This is a genomic window from Mycobacterium sp. 134 (assembly GCF_048282715.1).
In the GTDB taxonomy this organism is placed as follows: Bacteria; Actinomycetota; Actinomycetes; order Mycobacteriales; family Mycobacteriaceae; genus Mycobacterium; species Mycobacterium septicum.
In genome coordinates this window covers 4173691-4189907 of the sequence record NZ_JBLVUN010000008.1, presented here as the reverse complement: position 1 = coordinate 4189907, position 16217 = coordinate 4173691, and the positions used below count along the sequence as shown (strand labels likewise).

The window sequence follows — 16217 nt, the reverse complement described above, 5'->3', positions numbered from 1 at the left end:
TATGTCCCTCACATCGTCGCCGTGACTGTTGCAGAAACCGGCGAACGACACATTCAACTCAGCCCCGACGCGCTCCAGCGCTGCAGCGAACCAGATCAGGATGACGAACCTCCCCGCGGGTTGTCGATTAACGCGGAACCGTGGATCCAACCCGTTTTCCCGCCCCCGCGATCGCATGGAATGGTGGTGAGGGGAGGCCGTGACGAGATCAAGCTCGCGGCCCGCGGCGGCAGCAGCGCCTCGTGGAGTGTGGAGCTTATCGGGCCTCGCACACCGCGCCGCCTGCTCGTTGTTCCTCCCATGCCCGCCGGCGACCACTATCGACTGTTGTGGTATCGACCTGGGGAACTGGTGCCGCGACCGCGAATTGAGCCCACCGACGGTGGCGGACAGCTACTGATGGGCTACCTGTTGAATGGCCAGTACGCGCTGGCGGCCGCAGCAGCCCGCACGCTGGAACGCGTGCGGGGTGACGCAGACCCGATGACGTGGGTGGCGCCTTCCTACACTCAACTGTTGATCGGATACGCCTACGCACTCGGCCGTGACTGTGCCCGGCTGACCTCGTGGTGCAGGCGTACCGCCGCTGCCACGGAGCTAGGTTCTGACGGTTTAGTGCTCGCGGCCGAAGCCGCATGGCAGCGCGAAGAACCCACTCTGACAAGGGAACTCCTCGCGTCTGCCGCAGACCTACCGCCGCCCACCATCACCTTGGGTGGCGAGTTAGCCCTTGACCGCGCCACCTCCCTATCCCTTGAACTGGGCCGACCGGCCGTCTCCGATCGCCACGAGGCTCGCGCCCAAACGAACGTCGCCCATTCTTCCCACGAAGCGATGATGCCGCCTAATCTCGCTCCGGCATACGACGCTCATGCAGTCGGGGGCCAGCCACTCCATGTTCAGCCGAAGCTCGATGACGCTGTCCAGGCACTCAGCAACCGCTGGACGACAGCGCTGATGCGTGCTGACGGCCGTTCCCTGAGCTTGTCGATCGCCACGAGTCAGTTGATGAGCCCAGATCTGGGGCAGGCCCCGAGGGTGGCTCGGTTGCGCTGGCTGCTGCGGTATTTCATATCGCGCATCCGGTACACAGCGGTACGGACCCGTCCTGTTCTATTTGCTTTCTCGAAGGAGATGATGATGTCTGCTTATTCTGAAGAAGTTGCGATGACAGGCGCCGGGAAAATGTCCGGCGAATCGCGGTCCAAAGACCGTTCCCCGCTTTGGGTTGCAGCGGCGGCATTTTGGGCGCTAGTACTCGTGCTGGGATTCGCCTGGGCTACTGACAGGGCCGGTTGGCAAGTCGGGCCCGTCGTGTGGCTTGCTGAGGGGGCGGTGTTGGCGCTTGTCCTCGTCGCGATCGGCGCCTTTGCCGGCGCGCTCGTTTACCGAGACAGGCTGGCTGCGGCAGAGGTTCGCGCTCTCGACGCAGAGTACGAAGCCCGGCGTTTCCACATGGAGGCGATGAAAGGCCGAGCGCTCGCGGCCGTCCTCGAAGCTGACGGACGAGTCCTCGACGAGTTGGGCGATTCGACAGCCGAAGTACGGGCTGCCTATCTGCGGCATATGACCGTCGCCCGTGAACTCTTCGACTAGGTCCTAGTTCTCAAGCTGCGGACGGTGCTCCTAGCCCCGTCATTTCATGGCCGGAGTGTTGTGGTCTGGCGGGTCTCGGACTGCGGGGGAGTGCGCAGTGCGCACCTTGGCTCGGGTCTGCACCACGCAGCGATGAGCAGCAAATCTGCAACCAGTGCGCGCTCGACCTCAAACTGCTGTGCGTCCACGTCCCTTGCCATCGTGGCTGCGAGGAAAACGCGCATGATGCCGGGTCGGGCCCTTTCTCCGATGATTCACGGCGCTGTCGGTGGTGGTAGTCGACAGGCCTGCAGCGACAACACCCGGCACACTTCGATCGCGGTGGAAGTCCTGGTGGCGGGCCTTACGAAAGGCGAGAGCTGTTAAAGGCTCACCCCTACACGTCGAGCCCTACCCGGTGCTGGCATTGGGCTCCACGCGCTTTCGGTCTGGATCGCGCTGGGCGGGTGCATGTTCGGGATGCCGACACCAGGCGCACTGACCGGGAGTGCAACCGCTATTGCAATGTTATTGAATGCTCGATAAAGTAATTTTTATGACAATGGACCTCGTCGTCGGAGGACTCGGCGCACCTTCCCCCAGGCTGGCCGAGTATCCGCTCTTCCTCCTCGGCGAGGGTCATGTCATCGTGAGTCCACCGTGGCGCACCCCTCCCACCCGGGCGTCACGGTGGACTCTGGCCTGCAACGGCTGCCAGCTCTGATGAACGGCGCTCGTGCGTTGATCGACACCCTCGTCAGTCATGGCGTGGATGTTGTGTTCGCCAATCCCGGCACATCGGAAATGCACTTTGTCGCAGCCCTGGACGCAGTACCCGAGATGCGGGCAGTACTGACCCTGTTCGAAGGCGTGGCGACAGGAGCTGCAGATGGTTATGCGCGTCTGTCGGGACGACCGGCCGCCGTACTTCTACATCTAGGACCGGGCCTGGGGAATGGGCTGGCCAATCTTCACAACGCCCGCCGGGCCGGGACCCCGATGGTCGTTGTGGTGGGTGATCATGCGACCTACCACAAGCGGTTCGACGCTCCCCTCGAATCCGACATCGAATCGGTCGCCAGGACCGTCTCCGGTTGGGTCAGACGCACCACCCACCCTGAGACTCTTGCCGACGACGCGGTAGAGGCCATCAGGGCTGCGGTTGGCCCGCCGGCCCAGATCGCCACGCTGGTTCTTCCCGCAGACGTGTCGTGGAGTGAAGGTGCATCGCTTTCCCGGCGCGACTTGGCGGTAGCGAGCCCTCTCGACGTCGAACCTGTTCAGAATGAGCAAATTTCATCTGTGGCCACGGCATTGCAGTCACCCGAGCGCACCGTCCTGCTAATCGGTGGCGACGCGACGGCGGGACCGGCACTGCTGGCTGCGGGGCGCATCGCTGAGGCAACCGATACCGTACTGCTTAGCGAAACCTTCCCCGCTCGACTCGAACGTGGAGCGGGAGTCGCGCGAGTGGAAAAACTGTCCTACCTTGTGGAGGCCGCCACCGCACAACTCGCGGACGCCAAGCACCTTATTCTGGCTGGCGCGCGCGAACCGGTGGCGTTCTTCGCCTATCCCGGACGCCCGAGTAGTTTCGTCCCTGCTGGCTGCCAAGTGCACACGCTCCCCACGACGAGTGTCGCTGAATCCTTGATAGCTCTTGAGGATCTCGTGTGCGGCTCGGACGCTGCAGCTCCACTGACCGCAGCGAATCGCCCGCAGGTCGCCGCAGGGCCTCTCACGGCTAGCGGGATCTCGCAGACGCTTGGTGCGCTGCTCCCACGGCAGGCGGTGATCGTTGACGAGGCGAACACCTCGGGCATCGAATTGCCCGCCGCCACAGCGGGTTCACCGCCGCATGACGTGCTGGCACTGACTGGCGGTGCAATCGGCTACGGGCTGCCGGCTGCGACGGGTGCGGCAATCGCCGCGCCGGGGCGTCCCATCTTGTGTTTGGAAGCCGACGGGTCGGCGATGTACACCATCAGTGCGCTATGGACACACGCGCGAGAAAACCTCAACATCACGACCGTCATATACAACAACCGCGCCTATGACATCTTGCGCATGGAACTGGCTCGCGTAGGTGCTCAATTACCCGACAAGGCTGCGAGTCCCAAGGCGCGTGCACTGCTTGACATTGACAACCCCGCGCTGAATTTCGCCAAGATCGCCACTGGAATGGGTGTGCCCGCAAGGCAAGTCACGACCGCCGAGGAGTTCAACGACGCCCTCGATTTTGCTCTTGCGCAACCGGGACCGCTCCTGATCGACGCAGTCATCCCCCCGATCATTCTTTGAATGTCCCCCGACTCGGCTGGAACCGACGTACTGATGTAGCAGTGCGAAAACAAGAACATTCAGCACACTCGGAAGAGGTCTGGCACACATGAGCAACAATTCATCTGGCACCCGCGAGAGCGTTGGGTTGTGCGACATCGTGGCCGCTGCACCGGCGTTGCTCCGTGACACGCCGAGCATCGTGAAGGGCGCGCTTGCTGGGCGTAAGGCGCAGCCTTCTGCGAAAACATCGATCGGCCAGGTCTTTCAAGAGCGCGCCGCTCGCCACGCCGACCGTGTGTTTCTCAAATTTGAAGGTACCGAGATCACCTATCGACAAGCAAACGAGTGGGCGAACAGATACGCCGAGGCATTGCTGGCCCGCGGCGTGGGACACGGCGACGTCGTGGGACTCATGCTGAGAAACTCACCGAACGCGATTCTGGTGATGCTCGGTGTCGTCAAATGCGGAGCCGTGGCGGGAATGCTCAATCATAACCAGCGCGGTGGCGTGCTCGCGCACAGTATGGGGTTGCTTCACGCGAAGGCCACCATCGCCGAATCTGACCTGATCGCTGCCATCGAAGGCAGTGGCGCTCCGGTCCAAGACCTCATCAGTATCGAAGACTTGGAGGCCCAAGCGGCCCAAGCTTCGACGAGCAATCCGGAGTCTGTTGTCGGGGTACGTGCCAAAGACAGCGCAATTTACGTCTTCACTTCCGGCACCACCGGGATGCCGAAAGCCAGCATCATGACGCACTATCGGTGGTTGCGGGCGCTGTCCAGCTTCGGGGGACTCGGACTGCGATTGACCCACCGAGACACGCTATACAGTTGTCTTCCGCTGTATCACAACAATGCGCTGACTGTGGCAATGTCCTCAGTTCTGGCAGGGGGCGCCACACTCGCACTGGGCAGGTCATTCTCAGCGTCGCGGTTCTGGGATGAGGTCATCACCACCGACGCAACGGCATTCGTCTACATCGGCGACATCTGCGGGTATCTGCTCAGCCAACCACCCAAGCCAACCGACCGGTCACATAGAGTCCGAGTGATCGCGGGCAACGGCCTTAGGCCGGCCATCTGGGACGAATTCACCCAACGATTCGGCATCTCACGGGTCTGTGAGTTTTACGCTGCCAGCGAAGGAAACACCGTGTTCCTCAATTTGTTCAATGTGGACAAGACTACTGGCGTCTGCCCCACTCCGGTCGCATTCGTGCGCTACGACACCGACACTGGCGAACCGGTGAGAGCGCCAGATGGCAGACTGCGCAAAGTGCGCCGCGGAGAACCCGGCCTCCTGTTGAGCGAAGTCAGCGTCACGCGACCCTTCGACGGCTATACCGACCCTGCAGCCAACGAAAAGAAGCTGGTGCGCAACGCCTTCCGTCAAGGTGATATTTGGTTCAACACTGGTGACGTTATGCGCCCCCAAGGTCTGGGACACGCTGCATTCACGGACCGACTTGGCGATACATTCCGCTGGAAAGGCGAGAACGTGGCCACTACCGAGGTGGAGGCCGCCGTGTCCGCTGACAAGTCGATCCAGGCATGCACCGCCTTCGGAGTGGAAGTTCCCGGCACCAGCGGGCGCGCAGGAATGGTGGCAGTGCAACTGTGTGACGGCTCGCAACTCGATGGAAGAGCATTGGCCCGCATCGTGTACGACAAGTTGCCCGGCTATGCACTTCCGTTGTTCGTTCGTGTAGTCGACTCGCTGGAGTACACCTCAACATTCAAGAGTCGCAAGGGCGAACTACGCTCGGATAGTTATCGCCAGTGTTCCGACGATCCGCTGTACGTGTTGGCGGGCAGTGAGGAAGGCTACGTTCCGTTCTACCCGGGCTATCCCGACGACGTTCGAATCGGGTCTAAACCCTCAGTTTGAGCCAGTCTTTTTGGACGAATGCCGATTCATGCGGTGGGTTCCCTGGCGCCTTCGGTGACATGCGCTGAGGTTGGCGTGGTGAGTGCTTGTGCTGTGGCGTTGCCCATAGGAACGCACAGGCTCGCCGGATATCAACCGTGGATCTCTTTGCAGCTCTCAAGCAACGAAGTAAGTCCTCAGCATGAACGCGCGTTTCGTTGGATTCATCGGCAGATCTGTGTGCCTCACCCTTGGACTAGAATGAAGGGTTGATGTGTGGGATCAGTTGGGCAGCAGAAGATTTGCAGGTCGCCACCCCGTCCTGGAACAAGTCCTGTCACGTTGCCGAGGTCTTCTGCCTTTTCGAGCCCGGGACGGGCAGCGTTCCACTGGCCGATTCCGTCGTCCCGTTCGGTGGTGTCGAAGCAAACAAGAAGCTCAAGCTGGTCGTCGCAATCGTCGCAACGCATCGCAAACGGATCCATGGCGTGCCAGTTGGGCCATCCACCGGCCTTGGTGCCCGGGGCGACTGACAGATCGAACTGATACGACAGGCCGGCGCCATTCCAACCGAGAGTATCGAACTCGCTGATGCGGTCCCGCAGCTGCGGCGGGAGATCTTGCCGATACTCACGCACCTCCTCAGGGTGCAGGACGCACGGTGTGGGAACTAGTTCCGTCTGGAAGACAAGCGGATTACGAGGCGAAGCCGCGCCCGACAAGTCGACTGAGTTCCGCCAGAACAACCTCACGGCGGGTGCGTACGCGTCATTCTGCCCCGGAAGGTCCTTGTGGACCACCGGGCACCAAAGCACTTGCAATAAGTCTGTCCCCGCAGGAAAACTGACTGCCGGCGCATCGGCAGAGAAGAGCTGCAACACAGGCACGAGTGGGTTGGGCGTCACATGCCGGCACTGGTCATCTGGCATCGACCCTCCATCCGACAGATCCCAAAAGTACCAAGGAATCTCACACGTCGGCCACGGCTCATCCTGCGGCCACAGAAATGGGCCGCCAATCGAACTCTGATTGGCGAGGGGAGTCGCGCGCCGCGGGTGAAGGCGGGAGGTTGTACGACCAAGGTCGACCAGTTCGGGGACAAGAGTGGTGACGTCGACTGGTCTCCGGGGAGTAATAGGTTGACCTGTCACATGGAGATGATGTCATGGCAGGATCTTCGGCGACTGCGAAACCGTCCGAGTATCTCACTGGCACAGCATGATAAGTCGCCCACGCTGACGCGCCCCGAACCCGAACATTCGACGAGACTGCCGCTTGCGTCCGCGATCGCGCAGTCGCGGAGAGGACGACCGCGCCGCGACTGCGACGTCCACGGTGTCGTCGCCAATGGCGGCAGTGGAGAACCAGGTTACGTGTCTGTGTGCGATCTATCTCCGCGTGGCGAGATCATCAAGACACGGATGTCGCCTAGAGCATCAACGGCGGCCCCGAGCACATGCACAACGTCGAGCAGATCCGGGCGCAAAGAGCTGGCGTTGATGGCGCGAAAAGTGGCATCGGCGCTGCCGTCCACGACCACGGCTACTCCTCGTAGGGATGAAGCGGCCGGACGGAACGTACCCGGTGGGGCAGTCGAAATCTCCGTTGGATGCCAGGTGTGCGTGGACACTGGCCCCGGGTGGTTAGGGACATACGAACTACGACCCAACCCCGATCATCGACAAACCGAGCCCGGACTATCCGCAGTCAATCATCTGGCGCGACGACAAGCCCACGATCCTCACGCCAGGCTATCGCGAAGCATCGGCGCGGCGAGCGGATCAAATTCTGTGCCGTCCCAACGTGGGCAGCTTCGCGGACGGGCAGGCGGATTGGCCGTCAACCAGAGCGCCGAGAAATCGCCATCATGGCTACCGAGTAGTGATGGCAGCTGAAAACCCAATGCATCAATGTTGCATCTGGTACAACTAACGTGTGGCAAAGGATGTGACCGATTGAGCAGAGATGCGCCGGGTTCGGCGCACCTGGTGCTCGCAGGCAACGTCGTTCCTTTGGATCCGACTGCGGCGGTGTTCGAGGCGATGTTGGAAGGCTGGCGTCGGCAGCAGTCGGCTCGGTGGATCCAGTCGTCGACCATTGCTCCTAGGTTGCGATTGATCCGGCGTTTCGAGGAGTACGCCGGCCTGTATCCATGGCAGTGGACTCCAGCTGACGGCGAGGCGTTTATTGACTACCTGCGGTCGACCACAGTGCGTGCCCTATCGACTGCTCGGGCATACGAAGTCGAGATCGAACTCTTCATCGACTACCTGCGGGATTCGCGCTACGGCTGGATAGCTATTTGCGAGAAGCGTTTCGGTGAAGTTCCCCAGGTGGTGTTTCACGAAGGCAACAGTGTCGCGCACAAACAGGAGTATGAAGGGAATCCGAAACGGCGGCCACTGAGCTATGACGAAGTCCAGGCCTTGTTCGACGCGGCAGATGCACGCCCCGCCGAGATTGCCTCGCGCGGAGTCAAAGGCAGTCTGGAAGCGGCGCGTGACGCCGCTGTCATAAAGACCGTCTATGCCTTTGGTCTTCGGCGGACGGAGACGTCCATGCTTGATCTAACTGACCTGCGCTCAAATCGAAAGGCTAAGGAGTACAGAAACTATGGCCTACTCACTGTGCGTTATGGCAAATCGCCGAAGGGGGGAGTGCCGAAGCGGCGATCAGTGCTGCTGGTCCCGCAGATGGACTGGGTGGTGGACACCCTCCATGACTGGGTGACTGAGTTGCGGCCCCAGTTCGCCCCGGCCAATCACCCGGCATTGTGGGTTACCGAACGTCGTGGACGGCTCTCACCGCGCTCGATCAATGAAGCCTTCGTTGAGGCGCGCGAGGCCGCTGGCCTCGACGTGCATCTGGATCCGCACTGCCTCCGACATTCCTATGTCACACACCTCATCGAGTTCGGTTACCCGGCAAGGTTTGTCCAAGAGCAAGTTGGCCACAGTTTCAGCGCGACAACGGAGATCTACACCGGGGTTTCCAATGAATTCCGCAATAAGATCCTTGGAGCCGCGCTGCGAGGCCGCCTCGGAGACGACTGGGATGTCGAACAATGAGAAAAAAAATGGGCTTCAGCTGGCGGCTTCGCGACCTGATGGCCGATCGCCAGATGTTTCACACCACAGATCTGTTGCCACACTTGGCGGAACGCGGAATCGCTCTCTCACGAGAGCAGGTATTCCGCTTGGTCACCCAGCCGCCGCAGCGGCTGAGCATGGATACCCTCGTCGCGCTGTGTGACATCCTCGACTGCACACCCAACGACTTGATCAAGCCCCAGGTTGTCAACAAACAGGTCCCGAAGGCGGTCGGCGAGAAGGGGATCAAGCAGTCTCCGATCAAGCCACGCCGCTCAGTGATCCAAAGGCCCAACCCATGACTCCTAGTAAAAAGGCCGAACGGGAGGCGATTACGGCAGAGTTGGTGGCCTTTCTCCGTCGCGAGGTCGATGCACAGCTTACCAACGAGGCCGCGACCGAGATTCTGAAGAATGCCAATGTGCTCACCCCGGCGCCGCTCCGCAAGCTCGCCGTCCATCTCTACGCACACCCAGATGCCCTGCGCAACCCGTCGAGCCACTGCCCTGTAGCCCTGCTCCGGCTGACCCGCGTGCTAGTCGAGGCCGGCTATGACTCGTCAGTCTCTATCCTCGGCTGCGCTATTTGTGGCCGCACCGCTGATCGGCTCGACCGGAACACAGACCAAGGCCGGGTGTGTGGCAGGTGCGTTAGCGAGTTCGACCGGCGGCCCTGTGCTCGGTGCGGGACCGTCGCGAATCTCGTTGTGCGTCGCCAAGAGGGATCGATTTGCCGACAGTGCTATCGCGACGACCCGGCCAGTCAACAAGCATGCGCGGAGTGCGGCCGCACGCACCTGGTCCATGGGCGAACGAAGGATGGACGCCCGCTGTGCCAGCGCTGTGCACCCAAGCCTCTCCACACCTGTTCATCCTGTGGAGCGCAAGCGCCGGCGGTGAAGCACACCCCCGATGGACCGATTTGCCGCAGCTGTTACACAACACCACCGGCGCTGTGCGGAGTCTGTGGAGAAGTTCGGCCAATCAAGGCTCGGGCCAACGGTACGCGTCCTGATACCTGCAAGTCCTGCTACCGCAACATCGGGGAATGCACCCAGTGTGGCCGCACAGCTAACGGCGGAAAGTTCCGCGGCGGACCCTTTCTTTGCGCCAGCTGCTGGCCCCGCACAGTTGCACAATGCGCGATCTGCGACAACGACAAGGAGGTCCATGCCAATTGGCCGCTCGGCCCAGTCTGCAACTCTTGCTACGACTACCGTACGAACCATCCCGAGCGATGCTCCGGTTGCGATGCTAGGCGGGTTCTCGTCGGACGCAGCGCTGAAGGCCTGGGATTATGTGGCCCATGCTCGGGTCTGGCCACCGATTATCTTTGCCGACGATGCGGACAGCCTGGCGACAATTACGCCAACGACGTGTGCCGGGGCTGCGTGGCCCGCGAACGCGTCAACGATCTGCTCACTGACACCACTACTGCAGAGATTCCGGCGCAGTTGCAGCCACTCGCCGATATGCTTGTGGCAGCGTCCCCTTGGGGGGTTATGCAATGGCTGTCCAAGAGCGTGTCCGCCGAGATCCTTCGCATCCTGGTCAGGCAGAAGCTGCCCATCACCCACGATGTTCTGGACCGCTTTCCGCAGCATCTCGGTCTTCGAGGGCTCCGCGAGATCTTGGTAACAGCCACTGTTTTGCCTGAGCGCAGAGAGACGGTTATGCAGCTGCAGCTATGGGCCGACGCCATGATCGGCGAGCTGCCACAACCCCGCCAAAACATCATCCGACCGTTTGCCGAATGGTCCGTCATTCGTGATGCCCGCAGCCGCGCGGAGCGCGGCCGATATACCCCGGGGGCGGCCGCGCTCGACCGCGCTCAGATCCGAGCCGCCATCCGATTCCTCAACTGGCTCGACTACGAGAACATCACCCTGTTGGAGGTGTCGCAGATACACCTAGATATGTGGCTTGACATCAGACCGTCGAGTCGATGGGCGCTAGGTGTAACTCCCAGACAGGTTGTGAACGGCGTGGTGAGCGGAAGTAGGTGAGGACCTCCGGTATCGGTGTGGTTACCAAATACGCACATCCGATTACCGAGAGGTCCTCATGGTCCACGCTAATGCTTCGTTGACTCCTCGTGGGCGGTTGCGGCTTGCGCAGGCGGTTGTTGATCAGGGCTGGAGTTTGCGGCGCGCGGCTGAGCGGTTCCAATGTTCGGTGGCCACAGCCAAGAAATGGGCCGACCGTTATCGCGACGGTGGCGAAGCAGCGATGGTAGACCGGCCCAGCCGGCCGCATCGCAGTCCGTTGCGGTTGCCGAAACGACGTGAGCGGCGCATCGTCAACCTGCGCTTCACCCGGCGCTGGGGCCCACATCGCATCGCCGCTTACCTGCACCTGCCACGCTCGACCGTTGAGGCGGTGCTGCGCCGCTACCGGATGCCATTGCTGCGGCACCTGGACCAAAACACCGGGTTACCGGTACGCCGGCCCAAACCCCGCCGCTATGAGCACCCGGCTCCCGGCGACTTGGTCCATGTCGACGTCAAGAAACTGGGCCGCATCCCCGACGGGGGCGGCCATCGCAAGCTGGGTCGCCAAGCCGGCCGGCGCAACCGCTGCGGCATGGGATACACGTTCTTGCACCACGCCGTTGATGACCACTCCCGGCTGGCCTACTCCGAGGACCTCACCGACGAACGCAAAGAAACCGCCGCGGGATTCTGGAAACGCGCCAACGCGTTCTTCGCCGACCACGGCATCACCGTCAAACGAGTGTTGACCGACAATGGATCCTGTTACCGGTCAAAGAATTTCGCTGAAGCGCTCGGCCCCGACATCACCCACAAGAGGACCCGGCCCTACCGGCCACAGACCAACGGCAAAGTCGAGCGATTCAACCGCACCCTGACCACCGAATGGGCCTATGCGCAGACCTACCGCTCTGAGGCCGAACGCGCCGGAACCTACCAGCACTGGCTGCATCACTACAATCACCACCGACCCCACACCGGCATCGGCGGAATGACACCAATCGAGCGCCTACGCGTTCACAACCTACCCGTGAAGAACAGCTAGGCGCATTTCTCCGATGGACTAGTAAGCGAAAACTCACTGTGCCCCTTGATATTACGAAACCAGGCAGTGGGCGTCCCTCGCAGCTACTCGACGAAGATGAGCACAGCAGTCAACTCCGGAGATGTCTAAACGACGATTCGTTACCGTTAGCAGTTCGGATCGTAGGAGCGTTGACCCGCCTCTATGGGGTTCAGTTAGTGCGGATCCTCGAATTGACGGTTGACAAGTTCGACCGTGGCGACACGGGCGCATACATAAAATTCAACGAGCATCCGGTTCTTCTGCCTCCGCGCCTTGCGCACCTCATAGACGAACAGATCGGATCTCGCTCAGTGTCGATCCATCAACTCCCGGATCGAGAGCCCCGTTACTTGTTCCCGGGCAGGCCTCCGAGCCGTCCAATGAACTGCGGCGCGTTTAGTCGGACGTTAAAGAAATACGGCTTGCCCAACATCGCCGCGCGCAACACGGCCCTATTTGAAGCCGCCTTCGAACTGCCCCCAACGATAATGTGTGACCTATTTGGCATCCATCCAACCACGGCGTACGGCTGGGCCCAGTACGCCCAGTCGAGCTGGGCCGATTACGTCGCCGCATCTACCCCCGTGGAGGGAGTGGAGCGGGTGACCTTCGAATAGCGCACTTTCCTAATACGTACATTCCGCCAGTTGTCGCCACGAACACGGCGGTCTTCGTCGAGGTGAAGACCCGTACCGGCGACGGCTTCGGTGGGCTGGCCGAGGCGGTGACGGCGCAGAAGGTGCGCCGCATCCGGCGGTTGGCGGCGCTGTGGCTGGCCGAACAGGAGGTTCGCTTCGCCGCGCTGCGCATCGACGTGGTCAGGGTGCGCCTCGGCCGTCGCCGAGAACCCGAGCTGACGCACCTCAAGGGGGTGGGCTGAAATGGGTTTGGGTAGAGCCTATTCGGTGGCCGTGCGCGGCGTGGACGGCGTCATCGTGGAGATCGAGGCGGACATCACCTCGGGGCTGCCCAGCGTCAACCTGGTGGGGCTGCCCGACACCGCCCTGCAGGAGTCGCGGGATCGGGTGCGCGCGGCCATCACCAATTGCGGCAATGAGTGGCCGATGTCGCGCCTGACGCTGGCGTTGTCCCCGGCCACGTTGCGCAAGGTCGGTTCGGTGTATGACCTGGCGCTGGCGGCGGCGGTGCTCTCGGCGCACACCAAGACGGCGTGGGCGCGGCTGGAGAAGTCCGTACTGCTGGGCGAGCTCGCCCTCGACGGCCGGGTCCGGCCGATTCACGGTGTGTTGCCGGCGGTGCTGGCCGCCAAGCAGGAGGGCTGGCCCACGGTGGTGGTGCCGGTGGACAACCTGGCCGAGGCCAGCCTGATCGACGGGATCGAGGTGTGCGGTGCGGGGACCCTGCGGCAGCTGCAGGCCTGGCTCGACGGCAAGGGGGATCTGCAGGCCCGGGTCGCCGCGACGGGGCGGGCACCGGAGCCGATGGCAGACCTGGCTGACGTGGTCGGACAGGCTCAGGCTCGGTATGCCGTCGAGGTGGCCGCCGCGGGTGCGCATCACCTGATGCTCACTGGCCCGCCAGGTATAGGGAAAACGATGTTGGCGCAACGGCTTCCGGGGCTGTTGCCGCCGTTGTCGCCGGCTGAGTCGCTTGAGGTGACGGCGGTCCATTCCGTGGCGGGATTGTTGGCGGGGGATACACCGTTGATCACCCGACCGCCGTTTGTGGCCCCGCACCACACCTCGAGCGTGGCCGCACTGGTCGGTGGCGGAAGCGGATTCGCGCGCCCCGGCGCGGTCAGCCGGGCACATCGGGGTGTGTTGTTTCTCGACGAATTTCCCGAAATGGGATCAAGTGCCCTCGAAGCGCTGCGAACTCCATTGGAGGACGGCGAGATCCGGTTGGCTCGCCGCGACGGTGTGGCGTGCTATCCGGCCCGGTTCCAATTGGTCCTGGCGGCCAATCCCTGCCCGTGCGCGCCGCCGAATTCGGCCGACTGCGTCTGTTCGGCCCAAGCCAAGCTCCGGTACCGGGGGAAGTTGTCGGGGCCGCTGGTGGATCGTGTCGACTTGCGGGTGGAGCTGTACCCGGTCAGCGCGGGGGCGTTCATGCCGCAGACGGGCGAGTCCAGCGCAGAGGTCCGCGAGCGGGTCGCCGCAGCGCGCCTCGCCGCCCAGGAACGGTGGAAACCGTATGGGATCGGCACCAACGCCGAGGTCAGCGGCCCGCTGCTGCGGCGCGAGTTCCGGTTGCCCAAAGCCGCGATGGAGCCGTTGCGGTCGGTACTCGACCGTGGCGTGATCAGCATGCGCGGTGCCGACCGGTGTTTGAGAGTCGCATGGACCTTGGCGGATCTGGGCGGACGGACCATCCCCGCCCATGAAGACGTTGCCGCCGCATTGAGCTTCCGGCAGGCCGGGGGAGTGTCATGACCGACGAAATGCGGCGCGCATGGGCGTATCTGTCGCGGGTGGCCGAACCGCCGTGCCCGCAGTTGACGGCCTTGGTCACGCAAGTCGGCCCGATCGAGGCGGCCGGCCGGGTCAAGGCTGGTCAGGTCGAGGCCGAGGTGTTGTGCCGAGTCGAGGCACGTCGGGAATTCGATTGTGCGGCAAATGACCTGGATGCCCTCGACAGAATGGGCGGGCGTTTGATCACACCTGATGACGACGAGTGGCCGCTGCTGCGCTTCGCGGCCTTTCGCGGGGATGAGGTGCAGAAGCGTCGGAATGGTCACCCTCCGTTGGTGCTGTGGGCGGTCGGGCCCGCACGCCTCGACGAGGCGGCCGAGCGGGCCGCGGCGATCGTCGGTACCCGTGCGGCCACCGCCTACGGCGAGCACGTCACCGCCGAGTTGGCCGCCGGTCTGGCCGAACGGGATGTCACGGTGGTGTCCGGCGGGGCCTATGGCGTCGATGGGGCAGCCCACCGCGCAGCGTTGGGGTGTGAGGGGGTGACGGTCGCGATCGTGGCCGGTGGCATCGACAACCCGTACCCGGCCGGGCACAGCGCGCTGTTCCACCGGATCCGCCAGGACTGCCTGTTGGTCAGCGAGTACCCGCCCGGGATGGCGCCGGGTCGGTTGCGGTTCCTCACCCGGAACCGGTTGGTGGCCGCCCTTTCCGGGGCGACGGTGGTGGTGGAGGCCGGGTTGCGCAGCGGCGCCGCCAACACCGCGTCGTGGGCCAAGGCGCTGGGCCGCTCGGTGTGTGCCGTCCCGGGTCCGGTGACCTCGGCTGCATCGGCGGGCTGCCATGCGCTGCTGCGCAATGATGCTGTCCTGGTGGACCGGGCCGAGCAGATCGTCGAACTCGTCGGTCGCATGGGCGAACTGGCACCCGAACCGCAACATCCGGCAACGCCTCTCGATGGACTCGCTCCGGCCGAGAAACAGGTCTATGACGCATTGCCGGCCCGCGGTGCCCACACCGTGGACGAGATCGCGATGCTCGCCGCGCTGCCTCCGCACCAGGTGCTGGGGCCGTTGACGATGTTGGAGCTGGCCGGGCTGGTCGAAAGCGTCGACGGATGCTGGCGGATCACGCGTCGGCGCCGACGGGGCGCCGTCAAAGGCTGATCTGGACGAGCAATGCTGTTGAGACGGAGAGCCGTCCAAACGCGTCACCAGTTCGTCGGACGGCCCGCGGCGAGCAGCATGCCAAATCAATCTTGAAGTGTTACAGCAGCGTTGACCAGTATTCCCAGAAACGCACCAAGACCAACAGCACAAGTGAGGTGAACCAAAGCGCCACCAGCGACCACCGCCACTGATAGATCGCCCGGGCAACCGCGTTGGTGTGCAGCGGCCGCAGCGCGATGGAGCTCGTCACCACCAGCAGCGGGATGGTCACCGACCACACCACCATGCAGTACGGGCACAGGGCGCCGATGCGGTAGAGACTCTGGAAGATCAGCCAGTGCACCATGACGGCACCGAGCAGGGCGCCGGCGGCAAACCCCGACCAGTACCACCGGGGCAGCCGAACACCGGCCACGGCCAGCACACCGGTGACCAGGGTGAGGGTGAAGGCGACCACCCCGATCAGCGAGTTGGGGAATCCGAAGGCCGATGCCTGCCAGGTCGTCATCACCGACCCGCAGGAGATCACCGGGTTGATGCTGCAGGTCGGCACATAACTTGGATCGATCAGCAGCTCGATCTTCTCGACCGTCAGCGCCAACGCGGCGGCCAGACCGAGGACACCGGCAATCAGGATCCAGACCGCCCCGGCCTTGCCGACGGCCACTCCCGGGGCCTTCTCGGTCCCCGACTCGTCTAGCTCGGACGCGGCGGTTTGATCGGCGCAGCTCATCGGTCAGTCCTACAGATCGGTAGGAGGACATCGAAAACGTGGTTGTACAGAGCCCCAACCTCATTCAGTTCGC

General features: G+C 63.0%; 11 protein-coding genes and 1 pseudogene. 10 read left to right on the top strand and 2 right to left on the bottom strand.

Annotated features, from left to right (window positions below):
• Positions 1–21 precede the first annotated feature (21 nt).
• The 3 genes from ACNQVK_RS24735 (at position 22) to fadD6 (ending at position 5746) form a co-directional block, all read left to right on the top strand.
• Positions 22–1596: a hypothetical protein gene (locus ACNQVK_RS24735; RefSeq protein WP_418031623.1), complete on the top strand. Its 1575-nt coding sequence runs from the start codon at positions 22–24 to the stop codon at positions 1594–1596.
• A gap of 702 nt (positions 1597–2298) precedes the next feature.
• Positions 2299–3876, top strand: a complete 1578-nt coding sequence (locus ACNQVK_RS24730) for an acetolactate synthase large subunit (RefSeq protein ID WP_418034308.1) — start codon at positions 2299–2301, stop codon at positions 3874–3876.
• An 88-nt stretch (positions 3877–3964) separates the two neighbouring features.
• Positions 3965–5746 (top strand): long-chain-acyl-CoA synthetase FadD6, encoded by a 1782-nt coding sequence (gene fadD6, locus ACNQVK_RS24725; RefSeq protein WP_418031622.1) that lies wholly within the window; start codon positions 3965–3967, stop codon positions 5744–5746.
• A gap of 224 nt (positions 5747–5970) precedes the next feature.
• Here fadD6 and ACNQVK_RS24720 read toward each other — a convergent pair whose 3' ends face one another.
• Positions 5971–6363 carry a hypothetical protein gene (locus ACNQVK_RS24720; protein ID WP_418031621.1) on the bottom strand — a complete coding sequence of 131 codons (393 nt, stop codon included), beginning with the start codon at positions 6361–6363 and terminating at the stop codon, positions 5971–5973.
• A gap of 1350 nt (positions 6364–7713) precedes the next feature.
• Between ACNQVK_RS24720 and ACNQVK_RS24715 the strand changes: the two genes are divergently transcribed.
• The 7 genes and pseudogenes from ACNQVK_RS24715 to dprA all read left to right on the top strand — a co-directional run bounded on the left by ACNQVK_RS24715 (position 7714) and on the right by dprA (position 15408).
• Complete coding sequence (locus ACNQVK_RS24715; protein WP_418034306.1) at positions 7714–8793, top strand: tyrosine-type recombinase/integrase; 1080 nt, start codon at positions 7714–7716, stop codon at positions 8791–8793.
• A complete protein-coding gene (locus ACNQVK_RS24710; RefSeq protein WP_418031620.1) occupies positions 8790–9116 on the top strand; it encodes a helix-turn-helix domain-containing protein in 327 nt (108 codons plus the stop codon). The genes ACNQVK_RS24715 and ACNQVK_RS24710 overlap by 4 nt, the downstream gene beginning before the upstream one ends.
• 1088 nt (positions 9117–10204) lie before the next feature.
• The gene (locus tag ACNQVK_RS24705; protein ID WP_418031619.1) at positions 10205–10819 is read left to right on the top strand and encodes a hypothetical protein; all 615 of its coding nucleotides are present in this window, start codon (positions 10205–10207) and stop codon (positions 10817–10819) included.
• A 58-nt stretch (positions 10820–10877) separates the two neighbouring features.
• A complete protein-coding gene (locus ACNQVK_RS24700; RefSeq protein WP_047328137.1) occupies positions 10878–11849 on the top strand; it encodes an IS481 family transposase in 972 nt (323 codons plus the stop codon).
• A gap of 673 nt (positions 11850–12522) precedes the next feature.
• Positions 12523–12750 (top strand): annotated as a pseudogene (locus ACNQVK_RS24695) (YraN family protein); the annotation flags it as partial.
• Position 12751: 1 nt separating this feature from the next.
• Positions 12752–14263 (top strand): YifB family Mg chelatase-like AAA ATPase, encoded by a 1512-nt coding sequence (locus ACNQVK_RS24690; RefSeq protein WP_409553092.1) that lies wholly within the window; start codon positions 12752–12754, stop codon positions 14261–14263.
• Positions 14260–15408 carry a DNA-processing protein DprA gene (gene dprA / locus ACNQVK_RS24685; RefSeq protein WP_418031618.1) on the top strand — a complete coding sequence of 383 codons (1149 nt, stop codon included), beginning with the start codon at positions 14260–14262 and terminating at the stop codon, positions 15406–15408. Before ACNQVK_RS24690 ends, dprA begins: the two co-directional genes overlap by 4 nt.
• Positions 15409–15508: 100 nt before the next feature.
• Here the strand turns inward: dprA and ACNQVK_RS24680 are convergent, their stop codons facing one another.
• Positions 15509–16144, bottom strand: coding sequence for a vitamin K epoxide reductase family protein (locus tag ACNQVK_RS24680; RefSeq protein ID WP_418031617.1), 636 nt, complete (start codon positions 16142–16144; stop codon positions 15509–15511).
• Positions 16145–16217: the final 73 nt, after the last annotated feature.